Annotated in this window: 23 protein-coding genes; 17 read left to right on the top strand and 6 right to left on the bottom strand. The window is 69.3% G+C overall.

Features of this window, described 5'->3' with window-relative positions:
- The 4 genes from ACWGJY_RS13575 to ACWGJY_RS13560 form a co-directional block, all read right to left on the bottom strand.
- Window positions 1-852 carry a fumarylacetoacetate hydrolase family protein gene (locus ACWGJY_RS13575; RefSeq protein WP_453260954.1) on the bottom strand — a complete coding sequence of 284 codons (852 nt, stop codon included), beginning with the start codon at window positions 850-852 and terminating at the stop codon, window positions 1-3.
- Between the two features lie 32 nt (window positions 853-884).
- The gene (locus tag ACWGJY_RS13570; protein ID WP_453260953.1) at window positions 885-1,619 is read right to left on the bottom strand and encodes an SDR family NAD(P)-dependent oxidoreductase; all 735 of its coding nucleotides are present in this window, start codon (window positions 1,617-1,619) and stop codon (window positions 885-887) included.
- Window positions 1,620-1,692: 73 nt separating this feature from the next.
- Window positions 1,693-2,727: a mannonate dehydratase gene (locus tag ACWGJY_RS13565; RefSeq protein ID WP_453260952.1), complete on the bottom strand. Its 1,035-nt coding sequence runs from the start codon at window positions 2,725-2,727 to the stop codon at window positions 1,693-1,695.
- 102 nt (window positions 2,728-2,829) lie between these two features.
- A complete protein-coding gene (locus ACWGJY_RS13560; protein WP_453260951.1) occupies window positions 2,830-3,561 on the bottom strand; it encodes a GntR family transcriptional regulator in 732 nt (243 codons plus the stop codon).
- Window positions 3,562-3,636: 75 nt separating this feature from the next.
- On the opposite strand from ACWGJY_RS13560, the gene ACWGJY_RS13555 reads away from it, so the two are divergent.
- From ACWGJY_RS13555 to ACWGJY_RS13535, 5 genes are all read left to right on the top strand, one after another.
- Window positions 3,637-4,443: an SDR family NAD(P)-dependent oxidoreductase gene (locus ACWGJY_RS13555; RefSeq protein ID WP_453260968.1), complete on the top strand. Its 807-nt coding sequence runs from the start codon at window positions 3,637-3,639 to the stop codon at window positions 4,441-4,443.
- Between the two features lie 15 nt (window positions 4,444-4,458).
- On the top strand, window positions 4,459-5,322 hold the full coding sequence (locus tag ACWGJY_RS13550) for an SMP-30/gluconolactonase/LRE family protein (RefSeq protein WP_453260950.1): 864 nt from the start codon (window positions 4,459-4,461) through the stop codon (window positions 5,320-5,322).
- Between the two features lie 142 nt (window positions 5,323-5,464).
- Complete coding sequence (locus ACWGJY_RS13545) at window positions 5,465-6,904, top strand: sugar porter family MFS transporter (protein WP_453260949.1); 1,440 nt, start codon at window positions 5,465-5,467, stop codon at window positions 6,902-6,904.
- The gene (locus ACWGJY_RS13540; RefSeq protein ID WP_453260948.1) at window positions 6,901-8,175 is read left to right on the top strand and encodes an AGE family epimerase/isomerase; all 1,275 of its coding nucleotides are present in this window, start codon (window positions 6,901-6,903) and stop codon (window positions 8,173-8,175) included. The genes ACWGJY_RS13545 and ACWGJY_RS13540 overlap by 4 nt, the downstream gene beginning before the upstream one ends.
- A gap of 1,131 nt (window positions 8,176-9,306) precedes the next feature.
- Entirely contained in the window at window positions 9,307-10,083 is a 777-nt protein-coding gene (locus ACWGJY_RS13535; RefSeq protein WP_453260947.1) for a hypothetical protein, read from the top strand.
- 105 nt (window positions 10,084-10,188) lie between these two features.
- Here the strand turns inward: ACWGJY_RS13535 and ACWGJY_RS13530 are convergent, their stop codons facing one another.
- Window positions 10,189-11,514, bottom strand: a complete 1,326-nt coding sequence (locus ACWGJY_RS13530; protein ID WP_453260967.1) for an aspartate aminotransferase family protein — start codon at window positions 11,512-11,514, stop codon at window positions 10,189-10,191.
- Between the two features lie 122 nt (window positions 11,515-11,636).
- Here ACWGJY_RS13530 and ACWGJY_RS13525 point away from each other — a divergent pair, with 122 nt between their 5' ends.
- Window positions 11,637-12,560, top strand: coding sequence for a LysR substrate-binding domain-containing protein (locus ACWGJY_RS13525; RefSeq protein ID WP_453260946.1), 924 nt, complete (start codon window positions 11,637-11,639; stop codon window positions 12,558-12,560).
- Here ACWGJY_RS13525 and ACWGJY_RS13520 read toward each other — a convergent pair.
- The gene (locus ACWGJY_RS13520; RefSeq protein ID WP_453260945.1) at window positions 12,532-13,653 is read right to left on the bottom strand and encodes an FAD-dependent oxidoreductase; all 1,122 of its coding nucleotides are present in this window, start codon (window positions 13,651-13,653) and stop codon (window positions 12,532-12,534) included. The two genes, ACWGJY_RS13525 and ACWGJY_RS13520, sit on opposite strands and share 29 nt — an antisense overlap.
- 278 nt (window positions 13,654-13,931) lie before the next feature.
- On the opposite strand from ACWGJY_RS13520, the gene ACWGJY_RS13515 reads away from it, so the two are divergent.
- The 11 genes from ACWGJY_RS13515 to ACWGJY_RS13465 all read left to right on the top strand — a co-directional run bounded on the left by ACWGJY_RS13515 (window position 13,932) and on the right by ACWGJY_RS13465 (window position 24,434).
- Window positions 13,932-14,444: a GrpB family protein gene (locus ACWGJY_RS13515; protein ID WP_453260944.1), complete on the top strand. Its 513-nt coding sequence runs from the start codon at window positions 13,932-13,934 to the stop codon at window positions 14,442-14,444.
- Window positions 14,445-14,686: 242 nt separating this feature from the next.
- Window positions 14,687-16,156, top strand: a complete 1,470-nt coding sequence (locus ACWGJY_RS13510) for a carbamoyltransferase family protein (protein WP_453260943.1) — start codon at window positions 14,687-14,689, stop codon at window positions 16,154-16,156.
- A 51-nt stretch (window positions 16,157-16,207) separates the two neighbouring features.
- A complete protein-coding gene (locus ACWGJY_RS13505) occupies window positions 16,208-16,594 on the top strand; it encodes a DUF6071 family protein (protein WP_453260942.1) in 387 nt (128 codons plus the stop codon).
- A 46-nt stretch (window positions 16,595-16,640) separates the two neighbouring features.
- Window positions 16,641-17,045, top strand: coding sequence for a hypothetical protein (locus tag ACWGJY_RS13500; RefSeq protein WP_453260941.1), 405 nt, complete (start codon window positions 16,641-16,643; stop codon window positions 17,043-17,045).
- Between the two features lie 37 nt (window positions 17,046-17,082).
- Complete coding sequence (locus tag ACWGJY_RS13495) at window positions 17,083-18,291, top strand: DegT/DnrJ/EryC1/StrS family aminotransferase (RefSeq protein WP_453260940.1); 1,209 nt, start codon at window positions 17,083-17,085, stop codon at window positions 18,289-18,291.
- A 5-nt stretch (window positions 18,292-18,296) separates the two neighbouring features.
- Complete coding sequence (locus ACWGJY_RS13490; protein WP_453260939.1) at window positions 18,297-19,676, top strand: B12-binding domain-containing radical SAM protein; 1,380 nt, start codon at window positions 18,297-18,299, stop codon at window positions 19,674-19,676.
- On the top strand, window positions 19,673-20,791 hold the full coding sequence (locus tag ACWGJY_RS13485; RefSeq protein ID WP_453260938.1) for an aminotransferase class I/II-fold pyridoxal phosphate-dependent enzyme: 1,119 nt from the start codon (window positions 19,673-19,675) through the stop codon (window positions 20,789-20,791). The genes ACWGJY_RS13490 and ACWGJY_RS13485 overlap by 4 nt, the downstream gene beginning before the upstream one ends.
- A 1-nt stretch (window position 20,792) precedes the next feature.
- Window positions 20,793-21,458 carry a 2OG-Fe(II) oxygenase gene (locus tag ACWGJY_RS13480; RefSeq protein WP_453260937.1) on the top strand — a complete coding sequence of 222 codons (666 nt, stop codon included), beginning with the start codon at window positions 20,793-20,795 and terminating at the stop codon, window positions 21,456-21,458.
- Window position 21,459: 1 nt separating this feature from the next.
- Window positions 21,460-22,053: an adenylate kinase gene (locus ACWGJY_RS13475; RefSeq protein WP_453260936.1), complete on the top strand. Its 594-nt coding sequence runs from the start codon at window positions 21,460-21,462 to the stop codon at window positions 22,051-22,053.
- Window positions 22,043-23,629 carry a hypothetical protein gene (locus tag ACWGJY_RS13470; RefSeq protein ID WP_453260935.1) on the top strand — a complete coding sequence of 529 codons (1,587 nt, stop codon included), beginning with the start codon at window positions 22,043-22,045 and terminating at the stop codon, window positions 23,627-23,629. The genes ACWGJY_RS13475 and ACWGJY_RS13470 overlap by 11 nt, the downstream gene beginning before the upstream one ends.
- The gene (locus tag ACWGJY_RS13465) at window positions 23,610-24,434 is read left to right on the top strand and encodes an ABC transporter permease (RefSeq protein WP_453260934.1); all 825 of its coding nucleotides are present in this window, start codon (window positions 23,610-23,612) and stop codon (window positions 24,432-24,434) included. Before ACWGJY_RS13470 ends, ACWGJY_RS13465 begins: the two co-directional genes overlap by 20 nt.

The raw sequence follows: 24,434 nt of genomic DNA, 5'->3' as shown, positions 1-24,434 counted from the left end.
TCACCTCCGGGCGGCGAGACGGTGGCGCATGGTGAGGTCGCCGACCCGAGTGAGGATTTCGTCTCCGTCGGTCAGGAAACGCGGCGGGTTCTGCCCGATACCGACGCCGGACGGTGTCCCGGTCAGGATCACATCGCCGGGCAGCAGCGGCAGGATCCCCGACAAGTAGGCGATCAGCGACGGCACGTTGAAGATCAGGTCTGCACTGGTACTGGACTGTGTTTCTTCGCCGTTGACGGCACACGACAGGGGGACCGCATCGCGGTCGGCCCACTCATCGGGGGTGACCAGGACCGGGCCCAGGGGCGTGAACCCGGGAAAGGACTTGCCGAGGCTGAACTGCGGGGTGCCGGCCGGCCGCATCTGCACGTCGCGTGCGGACAGGTCTTGGGCTGCCGTCAGGCCGGCGATATGTGACCAAGCCTGTTCGGCGGGTACCCGGTAGGCGCGCCGGCCGATCACGACGGCCAGTTCGACTTCCCAGTCCACCTGATCGCCGGGCAGCTCGATGGTCCCTGCGGGGCCGGTGACCGAGCTGGGGAACTTGGTGAATACCAGCGGGACGTCCGGCCGCGGCAGCCCGGATTCGAGTTGGTGGGCCCGGTAGTTGAGCCCGATGCCGAAGATCTGGCGGGGTGCGGGTACCGGGGCATCGGCCTTGTCGGTGGTGAACGGCTCAGCGGAGCCGGCGGAGGTGAGGTCGGCCGTTGCGGCCCAGGCCGCAAAGTCGTCCCAGGCCTCATACACGGCCATCGGCTCGGGGCCGAAACGCCCGCCGCTGAGGCCGGCGATGTCGTAGGCCCGGTTATCGGTAACGATCTTTGCTCGGCCTGCCAGGACGCCGATACGCATTGCAGTGTCTTTCTGTTGGAGGACGCGGACAGTCAGCCGGCGAGAATGCCGCCGTCGATCACGAACTCGCTGCCGGTGACGAAGGCGGCGTCGTCGCTGGCGAGGTACACCGCGGCCTTGGCGACCTCGACGGGCTGCGCGAGGCGGCCCAGCGGCTGGCGCGCCACCAGTTCCGCCCGCCGCCGCTGCGGGTCGTCACTCTGCTCCAGGAGCCGGCCCACCCATGGTGAGTCCACTGTGCCCGGGCACACACAGTTGCACCGGATACCGTCCTTGGCCCACTGCACGGCGACCTGCTTGGTCAAGGCGATCACCGCACCCTTGCTGGCGGCGTACGAGGCACGGTCCGGAAGGCCGATCATGCCTGCCACTGAGGCGGTGTTCACGATGACACCGGCCTGCTGCTCCAGCATGTAGGGCAGCGCGTACTTGGTGCACAAAAACGTGCCGCGCACATTGACGGCGAAGACGCGGTCCCATTCAGCCACCGTGGCGTCCAGGACACTGGTCGTGGAGCCGATCCCGGCGTTGTTGCACAGGATGTCGACTCCGCCGAGCAGGTCACCTGCCGCCGCGAACAGGTGGGCGATGTCGTCTTCCGAGCTGGTGTCGACCTGGAACTGGTGTGCTCCGGTGGGGACGTTCGACGGGTCGAGGTCGGCGCCGATGACGGACGCCCCTTCCTCAAGGAAGAGCTGCGTCATCTCACGGCCGATTCCCGATCCTGCCCCGGTGATGAGGACCTTGCGTCCACGGAAACGTGCCATCACATAGCTCCTTCAGGTATGAACGGGCGGAGGAATCGCTCGGGCGCGGCAACCTGCCGCGCACACCGGGCACTCAGTCGAGACCGAGCGCATTGAGGACGCCCTGCAGATAGCCGATGGCGTGCGCGCGCCCCTTGCTGCAATACGCCTCGGCCGAGGTGTCGCCCCAGGTAGCGATGTCTCCGACCATGGCGGGCACATGATCGTCGATGAGGAAACCGTCAAAACCGCTGGCGTGCAGACGGCGCACCACGTCGGCGGGCGCGAGGTTGCCCTCACCCAGGAAGCACTCGGAAAAGCGCGGCACCGTTCCCCGCACGTCACGGAAGTGCACGTAGAAGATGCGTCCCGCAGGGCCGAGCAGGTCGATGACCTCGTTGACCGCTTCCTGGCCACCCATCTCCGAGACGGTGCCCAGGCAGAAGTTCAGACCCCATGCGGGGCTTCCGTTGGCCCTGCGGTGGGCCTCGGCGATGGCAGCAGGGGAGGTGATGATCCTCTCGGCGCCGCCCAGCATGCCGGTGACCGGGGGATCGTCCGGGTGCAGCGCGAGTCGTACGCCGGCTTCCTCGGCCACCGGCAGCACCGCGTCGAGGAAGTACTGGTAGTTCTCCCACATCCGCGCCGCGTGCAGCGGTTCAGTGATCGGCTCGGTGGGCGCCAGCTTGTAGGCGGCCACCGCATTGCCGGCGTGGGCCTGGTCGGCGTCGAAGGCGGTGACCGCGGCACCCCCACGGCCGCGGGCCGCCATGTCGGTACGCCATACGTAGGTCGGCAGGAAGTTGAATCCCAGCAGGGTGTATCCGGTCGCTGCCATGTTCCGGATGGTCTTGTGGTAATTCTCGATCTGCTCGTCGCGGCCGGGCGCACCGCGTTGGATCTTCCAGAAGTGCTCAGCGGGAACGTTCTCCAGTCCCTCGATGAGCAGGTTCGCTTCCTCGCACTGGCGTCGTAGCGCCTGCAGTTCCTCCGTGCTCCAGTAGCCGTCCGTGCCGGGAAGGTTGCTCGGGTTGTGGAACTGGACGCTGCGCAGGCCGAGTTGCTGGGCGAACTGCGCGACGGTCCGGTCGAAGGAGTCGATGTGGCCGAGAGACACGCGTATGGGCATGAGTGGAATGTCCTCCCTGGGCACCTGGGGGAGCCCGTCACAGAAGTGGTTCGCGGCCGGTGCGGTCGGGTGCCGGACAGGCCTGGCTGCTCTCCGGGGCGGTCAGTCCTGGGAGAAGTAGTCCGGGTGTGCGGCTCGCAGCCGCGAATAGTGCGCCAGGGCGCGGCGGGAGTGCATGCGGATCACCTCGTGGCCGGCGGCGTCCCGCTGTTCGAGGGCATCGACGATGCGGGTGTGCTCGTCGATCAACTCGCGCGTGGTGGAAGGCTCGGGCAGGGTCAGTCGGCGCAGCCGGTCCAGCTGGATTTTTGAGCGCTCGACGATGTCCCACACACTGGGGTGCCCGGCCATGCGGAACAGGGTGCGGTGCAGGGCCTCGTCGGCGGCGAAGAACAGGTCCTCGTCGCCGGAGCGCAACGCCTGTTCCTGCTCGGCGAGCAGCGCACGCAGTGGCGTCACATCCAGGTCCTCGACACCGCAGGCGGTTTCGAAGGCGCCGACTTCAAGATGCTCGCGGACGAACTGTGCTTCGTGAACATCCGCGGCCGCGATGCGAGCCACCCTTGTGCCGACCTGCGGGACGACGAAGACCAGGCCCGCGTCGACCAGTCGGGCCAGCGCCTCGCGCACCGGGGTCCGACTGACTTCGAACTGCTCGGTCAGGGTGCTCTCCGACAGGGCGTGCCCGGGAGGCAGCCGCAGATCTCTGATGGCGGAGACCAGCTCCTGGAAAACCAGGTCGGAGGTCCGGCGGCCGGCGCCGGAGCGTCTGATGGGGGGGAGGGGACCGACCGTCCGGGGCCCGCCCGAAGCTGGTTGCGAGGAAGAGATCATGTCGCCATCCTTGCATACAAGTAAATTGGTATGCAAGTATCCAACGGTCGATCGGATGAACGGAGCGTGACGAAGATGGCAGAGCTCGACGGGATGGTCGCCCTGATTGCGGGCGGCACCGGCGGCATCGGATACGCGACCGCTGACGTGCTGCTTTCACGCGGCGCCGCAGTGGCCGTCGGCGGCCTCGAAGACGCCCAGGTAAGAGCCGCCGCACGCCGCCTCTCCACTACATACGGTGAGGATCGCATACAGGCCCGCACGGTCGATGTCACCGAAGAGGACGAAGTCGACCGCTGGATCGACCAGGCGGCCGATCACTTCGGAGGTCTCGACGCCGTCATCACGGCAGCGGGAGTGCAGACCTACGGCACCGCCGCCGACACCGACGCCGAGGAGTTCGACCGCACGCTGCGCGTCAATGTCAAAGGAACCTACCTGGTGATCAAGCATGCCGTTCCGCACCTGCGTCGACGCGGCGGAGGAGCGGTCGTGGCCGTCTCCTCGGTGCAAGCCTTCGTGACCCAGAGCGGGGTGGCCGCATACTCCGCAAGCAAAGGCGGCGTCAACGCCCTGATCCGCTCGGTCGCCATCGACGAGGCACGCCACCACATCCGCGCGAACGCCGTCTGTCCAGCCTCCGTCGACACCCCTATGCTGCGCGCCGCCGCCCGCCGGTTCTCCGACGGAACCGACGCCGGCGAGCAGGCCCTGGTCGAGCAGTGGGGTGCCATGCACCCACTCGGCCGGGTCGCCCAACCCGGCGAGGTCGCAGAAGTCATCGCCTTCCTCGCCGGCGAGCGCGCCGGCTTCGTCACCGGCATCAGCATGCCCGTCGACGGCGGACTGCTCGCCAACGCCGTCGTGGCGCTGCCCCACTGACCAGGAGCGATCACCGTGGACACACCCATCACTCGCGTGCTGACGTCGACCGACGCCTCCGTCGGGGAGAGCCCGGTATGGGATGCCGAACAACGAAGCGTGCACTGGGTGGACATGCTCGCCGGCGCCCTCCACTCCACCCGTCTGGACGACGGCAAGCTCACCACACTGACCCTGCCGACCTTCGTCGGCGCCGTCGCCCTCCGCCGCCGCGGCGGCCTCCTCGCCGCCACCGCAGACGGCTTCACCGTCCTGGCCCCCGACGGCACCATCGAAAACACCCACGACTTCCTGCCCTCCGGCACCCGCATGAACGACGCCAAGTGCGATCACCACGGACGCATGTGGGCCGGCAGCACCGCCTATGACTTCACACCAGGGCACGGTGCCCTGCACGTCCTGGACGCAGCGCACGGGCTGCGCACCGTCATCGACGGAATGACCCAGCCCAACGGCATGGACTGGAGTCCCGACGGCCGCGTCTTCTACCTCGTCGACAGCCGCGAACAGCAAGTCATCGCCTTTGACTACGACCCGGATTCCGCCCAGCTCACCCGCAAGCGGACGTTCGTATCCCTCACCGACCGGCCAGGACTGCCCGACGGCCTGTGCGTGGACGCCAGCGGCTGCCTCTGGATCGCCATGTGGGGTGCCGCGCGGCTGCTGCGGCTGTCCCCCGGCGGGGAACTGCTGCAGACACTTCCCCTACCGGTGATACAGCCCAGCTCCTGTGCCTTCATCGCCGACCAGCTCGATGTGCTGTGCGTGACCACCGCCCGTACAGGGCTGGACCTGCCGGCCGCGAGCGACGACGGATCGCTCCTTGCCGTGTCGGGCTTGAACGTGCGAGGGCTACCCCCGCACTACTACGCCGGCTGAGCATCAGCTCGGCCCGCGTCGGGCGCACCACCCGGTCCTCGCCGGTGCATCATCCGGTCCTCGCCGGTGCATCACCCGGACCCCGCATTTCAGTCACCCCCCCTCGCTTCACCCACATCTGACAACGCTGTTGGAGGTCACCATGGGGAACAGACACACCACGACGGACGGGCTCGCCCAGGAAGTTGCGCCCGCACCCCGGACAACGCCCAGAAACCGCGGAGCGCTCACCACCGTTGCGGGCACCGCAGCCCTCGGCGGACTCCTTTTCGGCTTCGACACCGGCATCATCTCCGCTGCCCTGCTGTACATCCGCGAGGACTTCGGCCTGGGGACGTTCGGGCAGCAAGCCGTGGTCTCCATCCTCCTGGTCGGTGCCATCGTGGGGGCCTTGACGGCCGGCCAACTCCTGGACCGGATCGGACGGAAGAAGGCCCTCTTCGCTCTCGCTGTGGTCTTCACCCTTGCCGCGCTGTCCTGTGCCGCGGCACCGAGCGTCGGGCTGCTGATGATCGGCCGCTTCGTGCTGGGCCTCGCGGTGGGGGCTTCGTCGGTGGCAGTGCCCGTCTACGTCGCAGAGATCGCCCCGCCCACCTCCCGGGGCCGGCTCGTCTCCCTCTATCAACTCTTGGTCGGAGTCGGCATTTTCGTCTCCTACCTGGTCGGCTACGCCTTCTCCAACGGCGGACACTGGCGATGGATGCTCGGTGTCGCAGCCCTGCCTTCTGTGATCATGTTGGCCGGCGTCGCGCGGCTCCCGGAAAGCCCCCGCTGGCTGGTCACCCGGGGCCGGGACGAGGAGGCTCGCACGGCCCTGGCCCGCCTGCACGCCGAGGAGGACATCGACCGCGCACTGCAGGAGTTCCACAGTGGCTCGGAACCCGAGACCAAGGTCTCTTACCGTGACCTGTTCCGTCCACGCTTTCGCCGTGCCGTACTCCTGGGCATGGCCGTCGCCGCGGCCAACCAACTCGTCGGCGTCAACGCCGTCGTCTATTACGCGCCCACCCTCCTGGTGAAGGCCGGGCTGGGCGCCTCCGCGTCGCTGCTGTCCTCCGTCGGCATCGGCATCGCGATCGTCGTCTTCACCACGCTCGCCGTCCTCTGTGTCGACAAGGTCGGACGCCGCCCCCTCCTCCTCAGCGGTATGGCCACCGTCGTCGCCAGTCTGGTCTTCATCGGCTGCGTCTACCTGCTGCCTGAGCGCGACGGGGTGACCGGACCCCTGCTGGTCACCGGGCTCATCCTCTACATCGCCGCATTCTCCGCGAGTCTGGGCATCTCCATCTGGATCATCAACAGTGAGATCTTTCCCACCGCCATCCGCGGAAAGGCTGCCAGCCTCGGGTCACTCACCCTCTGGGTCCTGGACCTCGTCATTGCCCTGACCACCTTGACCCTGTTCCAGCTCCTCACCCCACAGGGCCTGTTCTGGCTGTTCGCCGTGTTCGGCACAGTCGGATTCGTCGTCCTGTACCGACACCTGCCGGAGACGAAGAACCGCAGCTTGGAAGACATCCAAGAGTCCCTGACGGCAGGCCGCCGCCCGTCCGGCGCCCAGGACGAAAGGATTCTGTCGTGACCGCCGCACCCGACCCCGCCCCGGTGCTGCCCCTCGGCCACCCGCCCCGGTGGCTCACCCAAGAGGCGGCCCGCCTCCTCAGCTTCGCCCCGCACCCCCTGCACCCGCAGGGAGGATTCGCCTGGCTCAACGACGACGGGAGCCCGCGGCTGGACGCGCCCGTCCACACCTGGATCACCTGCCGAATGATCCATGTCTTCGCCCTCGGCCAGATCCTCGGCCAGCCGGGCGCAGAGCAGACGGTTCAGCACGGTGTCCACGCGCTCAGCACGCGACTGCAGGACGCCGACTACGGCGGCTGGTACGCCGCAGTCACCGACAGCGGCCCCACGACCTCGGACAAGAGCGCCTACGACCACGCGTTCGTTGTCCTGGCAGCTTCCAGCGCCACCCTCATCGGCACCCCCACGGCGGCCGATCTTCTCCAGCAGGCCCTGGAGACCTGGACCGCGCACTGGTGGGACGACGAGACGGGCCTCGTGGTGAACCAGCGGGACCGCACCTGGCGCCGCCTGGACCCCTACCGCGGCGCCACCGCCAACATGCATGCGGTGGAAGCACTCCTTGCAGCCGCCGACGTCACCGGCGAGAACGTGTGGCGGGACCGCGCTCTGCGCATCACGGAGCAGATCGTGCACGGCTTCGCCCGGGAGAACGACTGGCTGCTGCCCGAACACTTCTCCTCGCGCTGGAAGCCCGAGTGGGAGTACCACCAGCAGCACCCCCACGACGTCTTCCGTCCCTACGGTGTGACCATCGGCCTGCTCTTCGAATGGGCACGCATGTGCCTTCACCTGCACACTGCCCTGGGCGAGCGCAGCCCTGGCTGGCTGCTGGAAGATGCGATCGCCCTCTTCGACACGGCTGTCCGGCACGGATGGAACGCCGACGGCCGGAGCGGGTTCGTCTACACCGTTGACTGGACGGCCCGACCCGTGGTGAACACGCGCCTGCACTGGGTGGTGGCCGAAGCGATCGCGGCCGCGTCCCTCCTGCACCGCGTCACCGCAGACGCGGTGTACGACAGCTGGTATCGCCTCTGGTGGCAACATGCCGATCAACTCTTCCTCGACCGGCAACACGGCTCCTGGCGCCACGAACTGACCCAGGACGGTACTCCCGCCAGTACCGTCTGGTCCGGAAAGCCGGATCTCTATCACGCCCTGCAGGCCACGCTCCTCCCGCAGGTCCAACCGGCTCCCAGCCTGGCGACTGCGCTGCAGGCCAGCCCCCTTGCAGGCATCCTTCGCCCGGCGCCGGGCCGGCACTGAGCCGCCCTGCCAGACGATCGGCACGGCACTCGCGATGCTTCGGCGCGGTGCGTACTCCCCAGGCACTGAGAAGACGTTGGGCACCCCACCGTGTGGAACCGGAGCCGACTTCTCAGCGTGACTAGTGGTGCGCCCTGTGTATATATGGAGGCTCCAGTCCTTTTGACGGAGACGGTGGGGCTCGGGTGTCGACCGGTGTTGACCGAGGTGGCCGAGCCGTTCAAGGGGGAACCGGATGGCACACCGAAGCAGGCACGTGGCCCGTGACGTGGCGATCGTTGCCTTGATGATCGCGTCGGCTGGGTGCGCCCACGCCGCGCCCGGTGGAAGTGACGAGGGTTCCGGCCGCGGCCGGCCGAAACCCTCGGCCAGTGCTGATGCCCCTGCCGGCCCTCGGCCGGCTGCAACTGCCTCCACACATCCGGCTCCATCGGACCATGGTGCTGAGCGGGATCACGGTGCTGTGGTTGACCCATCGGCTGTCGGCGGTTCGGGTGCCGGAGGACAGCGGGATTCGTCAGGCGGCGGCCCTTCGTACGGCGGCGACCCCATCCCTCCGGTCAAGTCTCCGCCGGCTGACCATGGTGTGCCCCCAGCTTCGGGCAGCGGTATGGATCCGACCGGTGGCGGGGACGGTGGTGGCGGCGACGTCGGCGGCCAAACCGCCGGCGGCGGGAGTGGGGAGGGCGGCGAGACCTGCCCTCCGCCGGAGGTATCCCAGTCCCCGTCTCCCCGGCCGGATCCGACGCAACCGGCTACGCCGTCACCCCCGCCTGACGCCGGCTCTTCGCCGGATGGATCCTGCCCTTCACCCTCCGGTACCTGAGCGCCGGGACGAGCCGGGGAGAGGCTTTGACCAGCAGAGGAATGCAGCGGCACAGCCAGTCATGGCGATCTGGCCCGCACCCGCGAGGCGACGGTGCGGCGCGCCGCCCTTGGCCAGCCCGCCGGCCGCGGACCGGCCTGCGCACCCCCAGCCGCCGGGCATCAACCGCCACGCGGCCAGAGAGGTCGGCCTTCGTGAGGCCGGTCACCCCAGCTTCCGGGGCTTTGGGGCAGCCGGCCGGGGACCGCACGGCAGCCGGACTGCTCGGCGTAGTGGTAGCGCAGGCTTCCTTCCTGGTAGCGGTCATGTACTTTTTGGGCGCCGTCTACCTGACCTCCTACTACCACTACTTCCGCCTGGACGCTTTCAGCCTGGGCTTCGGCTTCGCCGAGGTCTCCATCCAGAGCCTGAACGTGCTGAAAGTGCCGGTCGTGATCGTCCTGACGGGCGCTGTCCTGGCCGCACGTCACCTCACCACCAGGGGTGCCGCCCCTGCCCAGGGCAGCCTGGCGGGCGTGCTGGAGAGGTGGGCCCGGACCGTGGTCCGGGCCCACCTGGCCTTCGTCTTCGCCGGGCTGCTTCTCCTTGTCTTATGGTCCCGCATCCAACCCTACGGATGGACGGCTCCCTTGCTGCTGGGGACCGGAGTGCTCCTTGGGCAGACTCCTTGGGCCGGCGCAGGCGCGACTCCCGCCACGTTGTGGAGCAAGGCGGTGCCCGTCTTCACCGGCGGCCTGTTGATGATGTGGGCGTTCAGTCTTGCCACCAGCCAGATGGGCGAACAGGAGGCTCACCAGGCGGCCGACCAACTCGTGCGCCGCACAGCCGTCGCGATCCTGAGCACCGAGCGCCTCAGCCTGGCCGGGCCGGGGCTGAAAGCAGAGGACCTGGGAGCGAAAGCGCATTACCGGTACCGCTACACCGGGTTGCGCCGGCTCATCGAACGCAACGGCCGCTCTTACCTGTTGCCCCTCGGTTGGGACCCGCGGACCGGACCCACCTACATCATCCAGGACGGCGACGACGTCCGAGTCGAGTTGCTGCCCGGAACGCGACAGGCGGGCGCGAGGGCGTGGATGTGACCCGCTGCACGGTCGAGCGACTGATGGCCGAGCGGGACATCGAGCGAGTCATCCGTGGCCGGCGCCGCCGCACGGCCCACGGCGTGGCCGGCCCCAGCAGCGTGATCACAGGGCGGCGCAGGCATCGCCGATCGCCTCGTCCAGGATCGTCAGACCGAGTGTGAGCTCGTCCTCGGTGGCGGTCAGCGGCGGTGCGATTCGGAAGACCGCGCCCATGCCGGGGAGTTGGACGATGTTCATGTGCAGGCCCAGTTCGAGGCAGCGCCGGGTGACCTGTGCGCCCAGCTCGTCCGGGCTTTCCTTGGTCTCACGGTCGACGACGAGTTCGAGCCCGGCCAGCAGGCCCCGGCCGCGTATGTCGCCGACGACCGGGTGCCGCCGGGCGATGTCCCTCAGGCCGTCGCGGAGGGACTCACCGAGCGACCGCGCGCGCTCGTCGAGTCGGTCGGCGATCAGGACGTCGAGGACGGTGTTGCCGACCGCGGCCACCAGCGGGTCGGCGACGTGCGTGGTGAAGAACAGGAAACCGCGCTCGTGGGCCTCGTGCTCGATCTCGGCGCTGGTGACCACGGCCGCGAGGGGCAGACCGGCACCGAGCGTCTTGGACAGGGTGAGGATGTCGGGGACGACGCCGTCGCGCTCGAATGCGTACCAGGTCCCGGTGCGGCACAGGCCGGTCTGGGCCTCGTCGAGGATCAGCAGCATGCCGCGTTCCCGGCATTTGGCGTGCAGGGCCGCGAAATACCCGACCGGCGGCTCAATGATGCCGCCGGAGCTGAGAATCGGTTCGACCAGGCACGCGGCCAGGCTGCCGGTCGACTGGGCATCGATCAGGTCGAAGGCGAAGTCCAGCTGGCGGCGCCAGTCCAGCGAGCCGTCGGCCTGGGTGAAGTCGGGCCGGTACGGGTTCGGCACGGGGATCGCGAAGTTGCCGGGGGCACCCGGGCCGTAGCCCTTGCGGCCGGCGCTGTAGGTGGCGGACGAGGCCGCCTGCGTCATACCGTGCCAGGATCGCGCGAACGAGACGATTTCGTGCCTGCCGGTGACGAGCTTGGCCATCCGGAGGGCGGCTTCGTTCGACTCCGCGCCGGTCGTCAGCAGCAGCACCCTCTCCAGCGGCGCGGGCAAGGTGTCGGCCAGCCGCCGGGCCAGGTCCACCACCGGACGGCTGAGCATGCCGCTGTAGAGGTGATCGAGGGTCGCGACCTGCCGCTGGACGGTCTCGACGATCGCCGGGTGCGAGTGCCCGAGGATCGCGCTCATTTGACCCGAGGTGAAGTCGAGGATCTTCCGACCGTCCGCGGTGAACACGAAACTGCCGGCGGCACGCTCGATGATCTCGCGGCTGAACTCGCCGCCGTAGCGGACCAGGTGCCTCTCGGCATCGGCCCAGAAGGTTTCGGTGGACGGGAGGTCGGTGGTCGACGTCATGCCGGTGGTCGACGTCATGCCGGTCGCAGCAGCCATGTCACGACGGTAGGTCGCATCCGAGCGACACGTCCAGCTCACTTTTCCGGCTTTCCTGTTCGGAAAAACCGTACAACAATGAGGTGATGATGAACCCATGGCGGCTGCGACTGCTGAGCCAACTGGAGGCGCTGGGCACCGTCCGGGCGGTTGCCCAGGCCGTCAACCTGAGCCCCTCCAGTGTGTCCCAGCAGCTTGCCGTGCTGGAGGCCGAGACCCGCACCCCGCTGCTGGAACGAACCGGACGCCGAGTCCGGTTGACTTCGGCCGGGCTGCACCTCGCGCGGCGGGCGCGGGTGATCCTCGATCACATGGACAGCGCCGAGGCGGAGCTGCGCGGGTTCGGCGAAGAACCGGCCGGGCTGGTGCGGCTGGGCGCGTTCCAGAGTGCGATCCACACCATGGCCGTCCCGGCGGTGTCCCGGCTGGCGCGCCGGCATCCACACCTCGACGTCGAACTCCTCGAACTGGAGCCGCACGAGAGCCTGCTCGCGCTGCGAGGCGGCGACGCGGACATCATCATCACGACCACGGACTTCGACGAACTGCCGCTGGGGCCGGACCTCGACCTGGTGCAGCTGGCCACCGACCCGATCCTGCTGGTGCTGCCGCTCGGGCATCCCGCGGCCGGGCGCGGCCCCGTGGATCTCGCGGCCTGCGCGGACGAGCCGTGGGCGTTCGACATGCCACAGTCGTACATGGCGAATCTCGCACAGCGGCTGTGCCGTCAATCACGGTTCGAGCCGCGGGTGGTGTGCCGGTTCAGCAACTACATGACGACGCTGCAGCACGTCGAGGCCGGGCTGTCGATCGCACTGCTGCCCGGCCTGGCGGTCGACCGCCGGTATCGCGTCGCCACGCGAGAACTCGCGACACCCGTGACGCGCACGATCACGGCGGCGATCCGTCGCGGCTCGCCCCCTCGCGCGGCGGTGCACGTCGCGCTGGACGCGCTGCGCCCGGCAAACGCACCCGCTCGCCCTACGTCGGCAACGAACCCGAGGCCGTAGCCGGCCGGGAGCCGCCCTCGCTCCCAACCGGGTCCTTGCGGAGGAGTCCGGCCACCTGACGGGCGGAGGCCACGCAGGTGGCGATCTTCCCGCCGAACAGCGCGACAGTACGCTCATCCAGTCGCCGCACCAGTGTGGGGCGGTCGTCGGTGGTCTCCATGTGGGGCAGGACGGCCCGCACCGTGAAGTAGGAGCCAAGGTGCCTGACCTCCCCGAAGCCGGTCACGAAATGGTGGGCGAAGCGCCGGAAGTCGGGGAAGCGGGTGACCGGTGGCCGGCGTATCAGCCCGGTGTTCACATACGGCATGAGCGGGCCGGGGATGAGCGGGTACGGCCCGACCGTCGTCGCGTGGATGGCGTGGTCGACGTTCCCGAGCAGGAAATCGCGGGTGCCGGCGACCTGGTCCAGGCACATGAAGGGACCGTCCATGACGACCAGGCTGTGGCCGAGGTACATGGGCGGAAGCGCGACCAGTGGCTTTTCGCAGACCTCGAACTGGTACTCCGGCAGGGCGGAGGCGGGGCCCGGGTGGATGTCGTTGATCGAGGAATAGGTGGCCAGCACCACCTGGTCGAACTCCCCGAGCGCGCGCTGGTCCGCCCGCGTCCCCAGCCGCACCTCGACGCCTGAGGCGGCCAGCCTGGCCGCGCACAGACGGCGCAGTTCATCGATGTCGATGTGCGCCTCCGCGATGCGCACCGACAGTTCGACCGCCGACCTGCGCAGGAACGGCGGGTACTCCTCGCGGTAGGGCAGTCCGACGCCGTCACAGAAGGCGAGGTAGCGCTCCGCGTTCACCAGGCTGTTCCTGCTGGCGATGGCCACGTAGTGCGCGGACCCGTGGTGGATGGCCGCACCGTACTCGGCCTTGAACGCGCCGAAGGCCCGCATCACCGCAGCGACGGTGTCCATCCCGCGCGGATAGTGATAGCCGCGGTGCAGCCGACGCTGGTTGGCGCTGCTCGCCGACGACATCAACGTGTGGGCCTGCTCGAAGAGCACCACCGAATATCCCAGCCGGGATAATTCCACCGCCGCCGTCGAGCCGAATATCCCGCCGCCTACCACCGCGACGCGGTCTGCCTCCACCATGTCCTCCGAATCTTTCGTGAAGCGGTCTGCGCGGCGGCGTGGACATTTCTGCCCGGGGGCGGTTCCCCGGAAGCAGAGCTCACCGTGTTTCCGTGACATCTGCACGGGAAGGCCGGCGGCGTACGGGGCGTCAGCCGGCTCGGAAGGACTCCGAAGGAGTAGACTACAATCAGCAAGGTGACGCAAGGTTTTCGCGGCAAGGTTTTCGCGGGGCATCCGAAATCATTCCGGAGAAAGCCGGGTGACGCCGCCGAGGAGGGGCCGATATGTCCCAGCCGGTGCAGATCGTGGAGTACGACCCGCGATGGCCGATGATTTTCGCACGACTGTCCGTCGTACTTCATGACGGGCTGGGCCCTTTGGTCCTGCGTATCGAGCACGTCGGGAGTACGGCGGTTCCCGGCCTGCCGGCTAAACCCGTCGTGGACATGGACGCGGTCATTCCCACCAGAGCGATTCTGGCCGAGGTCGTCGCGGCCTTGCGGCTCTTGGGATACGCGCACGAGGGGGACCTGGGTATCACCGGCCGGGAGGCATTCGCCGCCCCTGACGGAACGCCGGAACACCATCTGTACGTCTGTGCCGCCGACAGCCCGGAACTCGCCCGCCACCTGACCTTCCGCGACTTCCTTCGCACGCACCCGGAGAGTGCGCGGCGCTATGGCGCGCTCAAGCGGGACTTGGCACAGCGGCATGAGGATGACCGGTCCGCGTACACCCTGGGAAAGTCCGCTTTCATCGAGAACGCCCTTGCCCGGGCGCAGTCGGAAGCGCGTCAGCAGACGCCGTGACCAGGACGTCGGCACCAGCCTGGAGCCGGCGTCCTGGGCCGTGCGGACCGCGCGCGGACCCCGTACGGACCCGAGTGGAGCCGCCGATGATTCCCGCCCGCTCCGTCGACTGAAAATCGTCTGTGTTGATCCACTGGCAGCGCCTAGCTTGGACGGAGTGGCACTTCGTGTACTGGCCAATGGTGGATGCACGGCTCTGGTGAAGGGGCATCAGAGGACATTCCAGCGATGGGGAGTTGCGTGTGGCCCTTGTCGGTGTCAGTTGTCTCGCACACGACGCAGGATTAGCCGTCCTCAAAGAGGGGCGGATTGTCTTCGCGTCGCACAGCGAGAGATACAGTCGAAAAAAGAACGACCCTCTGCTGAACGGCGCTTTGCTGGACGACGCCCTACAGCATGCTGACGAGATCGAGGGGGTCGTCTATTATGAACACCCTTTACTGAAACGGCTGCGTCAGGTGCGGGCGGGGAATATGGCCGCAGCGTTGAAAACGGGCCCAAAACGATATCTCCAGCGTTTTCCGGCGTTGCGTGGAAAGCCGGTTCATTTTGTCTCCCATCATCAATCGCATGCCGCCGGTGCGTATTTCACCTCGCCGTTCCGTGAGGCCGCGGTGGTCGTGGTCGACGCCATCGGGGAATGGGATACGCTGACCGTCTGGCATGCCCGCAACCGCCGACTGAGGAAAGTCCATGCCGTCCGTTATCCGCACAGCCTCGGACTGTTTTACTCGGCGGTCACCCAACGGGTCGGGCTCAAGCCGAACGAGGAGGAGTACATCCTCATGGGCATGGCGGGCTACGGCACTCCCCGCCACCGTTCGCTCCTCGAAACCGAACTTCTGGCCAACGGAAAGCCGCCGGATTTCGCGCTGAAGCGCAGCTTGCACCGGGGTCTTGGCCCGCGATGGCATCCGGAACTCACGCAGGCGCCCGACCTGGCGAGCAGCGCCCAGGCGGTGCTGGAGGACTTCCTCACCGGCCTGTTTCGCTGGGTCGCCCGGACCGTGCCGTCCCGAAACCTGGTCTACACCGGCGGCGTCGCGTTGAACTGCCTCTTCAACGGGCGGCTCGCGGGCAGCAGCCTCTTCGACGACATCTGGATCCCGCCCAACCCCGGGGACGCCGGCTCGGCGCTCGGGGCACTGGCCGCCCACCGCCGGGAGTTCATCCCGTGGGAGGGGCCCTATCTCGGTCACGACATTCAGCGGCGGACCGATCCGGCGCGGATCGTCGACGCCCTGCTCAGCGGATCGGTCGCCGGGCTGGCCAACGGACGTGCGGAGTACGGCCCGAGAGCGCTCGGCAACCGAAGCCTGCTCGCGGATCCGCGGGACCCGGCCACCAAGGACCGGGTCAACGCGATCAAGAAGCGGCAGCGCTACCGGCCGTTCGCACCGGTCGTGCTGGCCGATTACGCCGACAAGATCTTCGAGATGCCGGTGCCGGAGGCCCCGTACATGCAGTACGTGGTGGCGTGCCGGGAGCCGGACGCTTACCCGGCGGTGTGCCACGTGGACGGCACCAGCCGCGTGCAGACCCTGCGTCGCGGCCAAAACCCCCTGCTCCATGAGGTGTTGTCGCTCTTCCACCAGCGCACCGGCTGCCCGATGCTGCTCAACACCAGCCTCAACATCAGAGGCCAGCCCCTGGTCAACACCTGGCAGGACGCCCAGGACTTCGCCAGGAAGTACCAGGTTCCGGTTTTCTGACATGTGGGGGAGGGCGGTGGAACAGTGTACGTCTATGCCAACGGCTGCTCCATGACCTATGGATCGGAACTGGCGGACGACCCGGCCACAGGGGTCTGCCGGGACCACGAGTACCGATGGCGCTACAGCTGGCCGGGACAGTTGCACGCCCTGCTCGACGCCGACGGTACGTACAACGACGCGCTGCCCAGCGGATCCAATGACCGCATCGTGCGGACGTCGATCGACTTCGTCGCGCGCTGGCTGAAGGAGGGCCTGCCGCCGCGGGCGCTGCTGGTCGCCGTGGGATGGACGCACCCCGCCCGGCGCGAGTTCCACGTCACGGGTGAGTACCGGCAGGTGGTTCCGCACCATGCGTACGACATCAGGGCGCTGGACCGACTGGTGTCGGCGTACCGGAAGACGGCGGTCTGCGCGGACGAGGCCGAACAGCGCTAAGGTCGCCTCGCTGCATGCCTTCCTGGCGCAGCACGGCATCGCGCACGTGTTCTTCAACGGCATCTTCGTGCCGGGGATTCCCCCACACCTCCAGGGCACCTGTGTGCAGGAAACCGTCACGAGTGCGGTCTTCCTCCCGCACGAACCTGCCGAACCGACCATGGCTGCCTTCCTGCACCGCCGGCCGCACACGGTCAACGTCCAGCATCCCAACGAGACCGGCCACCGGCTGTGGGCGACTTCGCTGGCCGCCCACCTCGACCCGTCCGGCCTGGAGACCGTCGGCCACGCACGACTCACCGCTGCCGGTCTGCCCGTGCTCGGAGGCGTCCGGGCGCTGCGGCGACACGACCGGAAGGGCACCGAGCGGATCGGCAGATTCGTGCGGTCCGGCCGCACCCGCAGGGGCGTCCGGCGCTCCGACCGGACCGACCCGTACATCTACCCCTGAACCCCGGGACAGGCCCGCGCGGCCGAAGGAGCAACCTTTGACGACGCCCGACACGATGACCAGCGGCCGGGTTCCCTTCAACGACGTCGGACGGACGGCGCCCATGGACGCCTTGCGCGCCGCCGTTGACGATGCCGTCATCACGGGGGGCTTCGTCCGCGGCCCGGCGATCGACTCCTTCGAGCGGCAGTTCGCCGCATACAACGGCACTGCCCACTGCGTCGGCACGTCCTCGGGCACCAGCGCTCTGCAGTGCGCGCTGGCCGCCGTCGGCTGTGGTCCCGGCGACGAGGTGGTGACCGTCTCGGCCACCTTCGCCGCCACCGCGGCGGCGATCGTACACACCGGTGCGTCCCCGGTGTTCGTGGACATCGACCCGGCCACCCGCACCGCTCGGCCGGACCAGGTGCGCGCGGTGATCTCGGCGCGGACCCGGGCCATCCTCCCCGTCCACCTCTACGGTCACCCGGCCGATCTGCGGGAGCTGTCGGCGATCGGCGCCGAGCGCGGGATCCCGGTCGTCGTCGACGCCTCCCACGCGCACGGCGCCAGGTGGGACGAGCGGCCGGCCGCGGCACACGCGGACGTGAGCTGCTTCAGCTTCTACCCCTCCAAGAATCTCGGCGCCTTCGGGGACGCCGGGGCGTTGGTCACCGACGACGCGGACCTCGCCCGGCGCGCCCGCGCCCTGTGTGACCACGGCCGCGCCGACGGCGAGGTCGTCCTGGCCGGCCACAACTGGCGGATGGACACCCTCCAGGCCGCCGTGCTGGGGGCGAAGCTGCCGTACCTCGACGACTGGGTCGGGCTGCGCAAGCAGGCCGCGGACGGCTACCGGCGACGCCTGGAAGGCACCGGTGTCGGGCTTCCGGCCGCGTCCCCGGGAGTCGGCCACGCTTACCACCTGTACGCCATCCGCCACCCAGAACGAGACGCATTGCGGGCCGAGTTGGCGCAGCACGGCATCGACACCCGAGTCCACTACCCGCGGGCGGTGCACCACCTGCGGCCGTTCAGTGCCTGCCGAACCGCGCCGGACGGGCTCCCGGAGACCGTGGCGCTGGCGCGGCAGTGCCTGTCCCTTCCGCTGTTCCCCGGCATCACCGACGCGGAACTCGACGCGGTGGCGCAGGCCGTGCGCGCGGCCCTGCGCGCGGTGGACGGGCGCGCCGCCGCACACCGCGACCCAGCAGACCGGGCCGTGCCGGCCCAGCACACCCAACCGACCGCGACCGCAAGGAACTGACGGCCATGCCTGCCCTACGCGTCCTCGTGATCTGGCCGCCCCAGATCCTCAGCTACTTCAACGCCGGCCACCATCAGCTGCTCTACAGCGTGGCCGGATACCTGCGCCGCCAGCCCGAAGTCGGTGCGGTGGACATCCTCGACGCCTCCGTGGAATCCCTCACGTGGAAGGAGGTCGGTGATCGCCTGCACCAGGGCGGCTACGACGTGGTGGCCATCACCAACGACCTGGACGGGGTGGACGGGCTGACCCGTTTCCTCACGTACGCCCGGCAGCTCGCGCCACAGGCCCAACTGGTGGCGTTCGGCAGACTCAGCGGCATGCGCCCGGACCTCTTCACCCGTTTCGACCTGGACGCGATCGTCGGCTCGGGCGATTACGAGCCGGGCGTGGCGGCGTTCGTCCGTGCCGTGGCCGAAGGCCGGCCGAACGCCGAAGGCCGGCCGAACGCCGGAGGTCTGCCCGGAGTCTGGTGCCGCACGGACGGTGCATGGACCGCGCCCACCGCGCCCGGCGCCGCGCTGTTGGCCGCGGACTGGGTGCTGCCCGACGTCTCGGAGATCCCGTACCACGCCTACGACTGGCTGTACCGGGACGACCAGAACAAGTTCTGCGGCATACCGGGCCGCCGGGAGCTGGTGGTACCGGCCGCCCGGGGGTGTCCGGTCGGCTGCGACTACTGCGAGGTCCCCGCGGTCTTCGGCAAGCCGGACCGGCGTGCCTCGGTGGAGCAGGTGGTGGAGTACATCGAGGAGTCCTTCGCCGCGCTCCCGTTCGAGTATGTCGCCTTCTACGCGCCGACGTTCACCCTCAACCGGACCTGGACGACCCGGCTGTGCGAGCAGTTGGTGGAACGGGGCGCCCGCTACCCCTGGAAGTGTGCGACCACGGTGCACCACCTGGACGAGGAGCTGGTGGCACTGATGGGCCGCAGCGGATGCGTGCGGATCAGCGTGGGGGTGGAAACCCTGGCGGAGTCCGGGCACGCCGCCCTGCCACGGCTGAAGCGGAAGGGCGAGGACGCCGTCGAGGCGCTCGCCACGTGGTGTGCGCGAGCCGGCGTCGAGTTGAACTGCTTCGTGATCGTGGGACTGCCGGGCACCACCGTCGCCGACGCGGAGGCGGCCGTCGCCCGGATCCGGGCCTTGGGTGGGCGCGTGCGACCCACGATGTACAGCCCGCACGAACTGCTGCACCCGGGGATGTCCGTGGACGCCCTCTCGCTGCACAACCGGCAGATCCTGCCCGACGACACCTTCTTGGACCCGGCCGATCGACAGCGGGCCTACGACCTCGTCTTCGGCCGTGAACGGCAGCTGACCCGGGCCGGCGAGCTGGTCCGGGAGCGCCGCGAAGCCGGCTCGGCGGCGGGCTCCCGGTCGTGACGGCGCGGACACCGGGGCGCGCGCTGGCGGACTGGTTCCCGACCACGGCCGTCATGTGGGGCCTCGAACCCCGCCGTCGCCACCACGTGGCCGGGCAGCTCAACCTCAAGAGCTGCGAGTTGCTGCACCCCGCAGTGGCACAGTGGCACGCCGACCAGCTCGGCCGGCTCACCCCCGCCACCGTCGTCGAGTACCCCCTGACAGCTCCCTACTGCGACGCCGTCGCCGCCCATTTCGGTCAAGATCCGGCGCGCGTGCTGCTCACCCCGGGCTCCGACCACGCCCTCCACATGGTCGCGGAGGCACTGGCCGGGCCGGCCGGGCGCCTGGTCATCGCCCGGCCGCACTTCGACAGCTGGACCCGGTGCGCCGCTCGCTTCGGCTTCCGTCTCGACGGCGTCGACATGCCGCACCGGGCAGCGATGGACGTCGAACCGCTGATCGAGCGGCTGCTGTCCGGGCCGCCCTCGGTACTGGTGATCACCCAGCCGGACAGCATCACCGGCCAGCTCTACACCCGCGAGCAGATCACCCGGGCTGCGTCGGTGGCCCACCGCCACGGCAGCGTCGTCGTGGTCGACACCTGCTATCTGGCCTACGCCGAGGACGGCGACGCCACCGTCCAGGACCTGGCGGAGTGGGACAACGTCCTGCGGATCAACAGCTTCTCCAAGAGCCACGGGCTGGCCGGCGCCCGGGTCGGCGCGATTCTCGGGCCGACCTCGGCCATTGACTACTTGGGCCGATGGGCGCCCGACGGCATGCTGTCACACGTGAGTCTGGCGCTGCTGGAGCGCGCCCTGGCCGATCCCGCGGTGTTCCGCTCGGCGCGGGCGGAGGCGCGGACGGCGAGGGCGGCGCTGGCTCGCGGTGTCGAGCAGGCGCTTCCGGGCTGGTCGGCCCGTGCCACGCAGGCGAATTTCGTGGCCTTCGACGCGGAGCGCGACGACGCCGAACGGGTGTACACGGCGCTGCTCGAACGCGGTATCCGGACCAGGCTGCTGAGCGGACTGCCCGGCTTCTTCGGAGGGTGGCGGGTGGCCACCCCGAGCATGTCCGCGGTCCGGCAGGTGCTGGACGCCCTGGCCGGCCTTCCCGCGCAGAGGAGGAGCTGATATGTCCCTGCTCAACCTCTCGGCCATCGACTCCGCGCCGCTGTCGACGGAGCCCTATCCGCACGCCGTGCTGCACGACAGCTTCGCCGGCGAACAGGACGCACTGGTGGGGGAGTTCCCCACCGAGGGCTTCCACTACGACGTCCGGGACTCCGCCGAAGCGGGCCGCAAACGCTACCGGACGTACAACTACCAACTGATCAAGTTCGGGGTGCCGGACCGGCAGAACATCGGCCAGTTGTCCCGGCGTTGGCAGCTGCTCCTCGACGACCTGTCGAGCACCGCCTACCGCACCGCGGTCAGCGCCGCGACGGCGACCGACCTCACCGGGACCGTACTGGACGTCCGGCTGGTCCGCTATGCGGAGGGCTGCTGGATCGAACCCCACGTCGACCGGCCGGACAAGGTGGTGACCCATCTGTTCTACCTCAACGCCACCTGGCGCCCGCAGTGGTCGGGTGCGCTGCGGGTACTGCGCTCCGCGGACATCGACGACTGGAGCGATGAGGTGTTCCCGCTCGCCGGGACCTCGGTGCTGATGGTCCGCACGGAGCGCGCCTGGCACGCGGTGCCACCGGTCACCGGCGCCGGCCCGCACGACCGGAAGACGCTGCTGGTGCACTTCGTCCGGCCCGTCGAAGCGGCCGCGGGCCCGGAGCAGAGGTGAGATGCGAAACATCGTCATCGTGGGTATCTGCGGGGCGGGCAAGTCGACCCTGGCCGCGGCGCTTGCCCGGCACCTGGGCCTGCGGCACCTCGAACTCGACGCACTGCGACACGGCCCGCAGTGGGGTGTGCGGCCGTCCTTCGCCGACGACGTCGCCAGGGTGACCGCGACCGACGGCTGGGTGGCCGACTCGACCGCCTACCCCGAAGTGCTGCCGCGGCTGTGGGCCGGGGCGGACACCGCGATCTGGCTGAAGCTGAGCCGGGGCGTGGTGCTGGGCCGGGTACTGCGCCGGACCACGCGCCGACTACTGGCGGGCCAGTCGCTGTGGGCGGGCAACCGCGAGAGCTGGCGGGGCCTGCTGAGCCGCCGGCACCCGGCGATGAAGGTGCTGCTCGACTTCCGTACCCGCCGGGAGCAGGAGCGGCAGCTGCTGGCCCGGTTCGACGGCACCGTGGTGCAGCTGCGCACCCCGGCCGAGGTCGCGGCGTACCTCGCCGGGGTGCGGGGGACCGGCCCCGAACACCGGGCAGCGCACGGCGGCAGTGGCGAGCGGAACGACGTCAGGGGGAACGATGTTCGTAGTGGCCAGTGACGAGTCGGCCGACGAGCAGGGCCTGCCGGGACTGCGGGTGGTGACGGACGACCGGGTAGCGGTGCTCGGCCGCACCGGACACGATCTCCTCGTCTTCGACGGAGTGCTCCACCCGGACAGCGGCCTGACTCCGGAGCGGCTCCTGCAGCTGCTGCGGCGCACCGCGGGGGCGGGCACGGCCGCCGACTGGGCGCCGGTGAAGGGCCGGTACGCCGGGGCCTACCTACGCGCGGGGCCGGGTGGAACACGGCTGCTGGCCTTCCACGACCACCTGGGCGTGAGCGACCTGTACGCCTGGATCGACGGCGCGGACCGAGCGGTGCGCCGCTTCGCCGTCGGCAACGACTTCGCCGCGCTGCTGCCGTGGGCACCCGCATCGGCCAGACGCCTCGACACGTACGCGGCGGATGCCTTCCGCGTACTCGGCGCCACGGTGAACGGCCGGACCTTCGCGCGGGGAGTCCGCCGGCAGCCTCCGGGCACACTGTTGACCCTCGACGGCGGCACGGTGCGCAGGGAACGCAGCTGGCGCTACCGCTTTGAGCCGACGGCACGCGACCGGGACGAGGCCCTGGACACCTGCTGGCAGCTGATCGAGCGGGCGGGACGGCGGATCGCGGCGGGAACGCAGCAGGGCGGGCCTGCGCTGCTCGGGATCAGCGGCGGACACGACTCGCGGGTGACCGGCGCCGCCTGCGTCGCGGCCGGCCTGGAAGTGATCGGCTACTTCTTCGGCGAACGTCGCAGCGCCGCCGGGCGGGCGGCCGGTCACGTCGCCCGGACCCTCGACGTGCCGCTGGACTTCGCCGGCCGCAACCGCGAACTGCCCCGGTACTTCGACGCATCGTTGCGCCACCAGCCGATGGCGGACCTGGAGTGGTGCAAGTACCTGCCCGGACGTGACAGCCTCGTGGCCGACTCCGGCGCGCTGCTGTCGGGCCGGCTCGGCGACCACCTCTTCAGCGAGAAGGGGCACCAGCCCGAAGACGGTCCGCAGGATGATGACGGGATCGCCACCGACGTGTTCCGCGAGCTCGCCAAGGAAGCGACGGACCCGGCCACCACCGAGCGGATCATCGCGGACATCACCCAGGAGCTGTCCGACCTGGGCGGCTCGGGCGTCCAGCGCAGACGCGGCTTCAACTTCCACAGCATGAGCATGTCCGTCAAGCAGTGCGGGCTGTTCCACACCCTCGGGAAGATCCCCCATTACTCGGTATTCGAAGACCTCGACGTGTTCGAGTCCGCACTGGACCTTCCCAACGCGTGGCGCGTCGGTAACCGCTTCTACGACACCCTCCTGGAGCGCCACCAGCCGCGACTCGCGCCCGGTCGCATCGGCGTCCCGACCACCAATGAGCACAAGCCGATCGAGCGCTGGCTGCGCGACAACGCGGAATTCGCCGACCACGCGGGGCGCCTCCTCGATCCCGCCGAGGACATGGCGCTGTCCGGGCAGCGGCAGACCTTCGGGCAGGCCCTCGACGCGATGCTCACCGGCCGGGCGACGCGGAACGAGATTCACCAGTACTTCCGACGGGCCACCGTCAAGGTCTATGAGCGCACGCACGGATAGCCCCGTCGGGTCCCTGCGCGCGCACGCCGAACTGGCCCGCTACGGATACCGACGCTACGCCACCTACGCCAAGGCCTCGCTGATCGGCCTGGGCACCACCGTGCTGTTCGGGGTGCTCCGCTCGGCGGTCATGCAGGGCATCTACGCCGGCCCCCGGCAGGTCGGCGGCTACCACGTGGCCCAGGCCATCACCTATGTGTGGCTGGTGCAGGGGCTGATGACCGTGGTCCGGATCTACGGCGACACCGAGTTCGCCACCCGCGTGCGCAACGGGCAGGTGGTGGCAGATCTGGTGCGGCCGGTGCCGCTCCAAACGGCTTACCTGGCTGCCGATTTGGGCCGGGCCTGGTACCACGTGCTGCACCGCGGCGTGCCGCCGGTGGTGGTCGGCTGGGCGTTCTTCGGGCTGACCGGACCGACGGGCCCGCTGACCTGGCTGGCGTTCGTCACCAGCGTCTGGCTCGCGGTCGTGGTGAGCACGCTGTTCCGCTTCCTCTACAGCCTGTCCTCGTTCTGGCTGCTGGACTACCGGGGGGTGGCGCTGATCGCGGTCATTCTGGTCAATCTGCTGTCCGGCTTCGTCATGCCGACCGGATTCTTCCCGGGCTGGCTGCGAACGGTGGCCGCGGCCACCCCGTTCCCGTCGATCGTCCAGGTGCCCGTGGACGTCTTCACCGGTCACGTCACGGGCGCAGCGGCCGCCTCGGCGCTGGCCGGGCAGGCGCTGTGGGCGGTGCTCCTCCTGGTGGCCGGCCGGTGGCTGCTCGCCGTCGCCCGCCGGCACGTCGTGGTCCAGGGCGGTTGA

The organism is Streptomyces sp. NPDC054765 (assembly GCF_053612065.1).
The sequence above is the reverse complement of the archived record's forward strand: the minus strand, read 5'-3'. Positions and strand labels throughout refer to the sequence as shown.

Coding starts and splice junctions, on each gene's coding strand:
- ACWGJY_RS13575 (WP_453260954.1), bottom strand. CDS start 852: ATGCGTATCGGCGTCCTGGCAGGCCGAGCAAAGATCGTTACCGATAAC.
- ACWGJY_RS13570 (WP_453260953.1), bottom strand. CDS start 1,619: ATGGCACGTTTCCGTGGACGCAAGGTCCTCATCACCGGGGCAGGATCG.
- ACWGJY_RS13565 (WP_453260952.1), bottom strand. CDS start 2,727: ATGCCCATACGCGTGTCTCTCGGCCACATCGACTCCTTCGACCGGACC.
- ACWGJY_RS13560 (WP_453260951.1), bottom strand. CDS start 3,561: ATGATCTCTTCCTCGCAACCAGCTTCGGGCGGGCCCCGGACGGTCGGT.
- ACWGJY_RS13555 (WP_453260968.1), top strand. CDS start 3,637: ATGGCAGAGCTCGACGGGATGGTCGCCCTGATTGCGGGCGGCACCGGC.
- ACWGJY_RS13545 (WP_453260949.1), top strand. CDS start 5,465: ATGGGGAACAGACACACCACGACGGACGGGCTCGCCCAGGAAGTTGCG.
- ACWGJY_RS13535 (WP_453260947.1), top strand. CDS start 9,307: ATGTACTTTTTGGGCGCCGTCTACCTGACCTCCTACTACCACTACTTC.
- ACWGJY_RS13530 (WP_453260967.1), bottom strand. CDS start 11,514: ATGACGTCGACCACCGACCTCCCGTCCACCGAAACCTTCTGGGCCGAT.
- ACWGJY_RS13525 (WP_453260946.1), top strand. CDS start 11,637: ATGATGAACCCATGGCGGCTGCGACTGCTGAGCCAACTGGAGGCGCTG.
- ACWGJY_RS13520 (WP_453260945.1), bottom strand. CDS start 13,653: ATGGTGGAGGCAGACCGCGTCGCGGTGGTAGGCGGCGGGATATTCGGC.
- ACWGJY_RS13505 (WP_453260942.1), top strand. CDS start 16,208: ATGACCTATGGATCGGAACTGGCGGACGACCCGGCCACAGGGGTCTGC.
- ACWGJY_RS13490 (WP_453260939.1), top strand. CDS start 18,297: ATGCCTGCCCTACGCGTCCTCGTGATCTGGCCGCCCCAGATCCTCAGC.
- ACWGJY_RS13480 (WP_453260937.1), top strand. CDS start 20,793: ATGTCCCTGCTCAACCTCTCGGCCATCGACTCCGCGCCGCTGTCGACG.
- ACWGJY_RS13475 (WP_453260936.1), top strand. CDS start 21,460: ATGCGAAACATCGTCATCGTGGGTATCTGCGGGGCGGGCAAGTCGACC.
- ACWGJY_RS13465 (WP_453260934.1), top strand. CDS start 23,610: ATGAGCGCACGCACGGATAGCCCCGTCGGGTCCCTGCGCGCGCACGCC.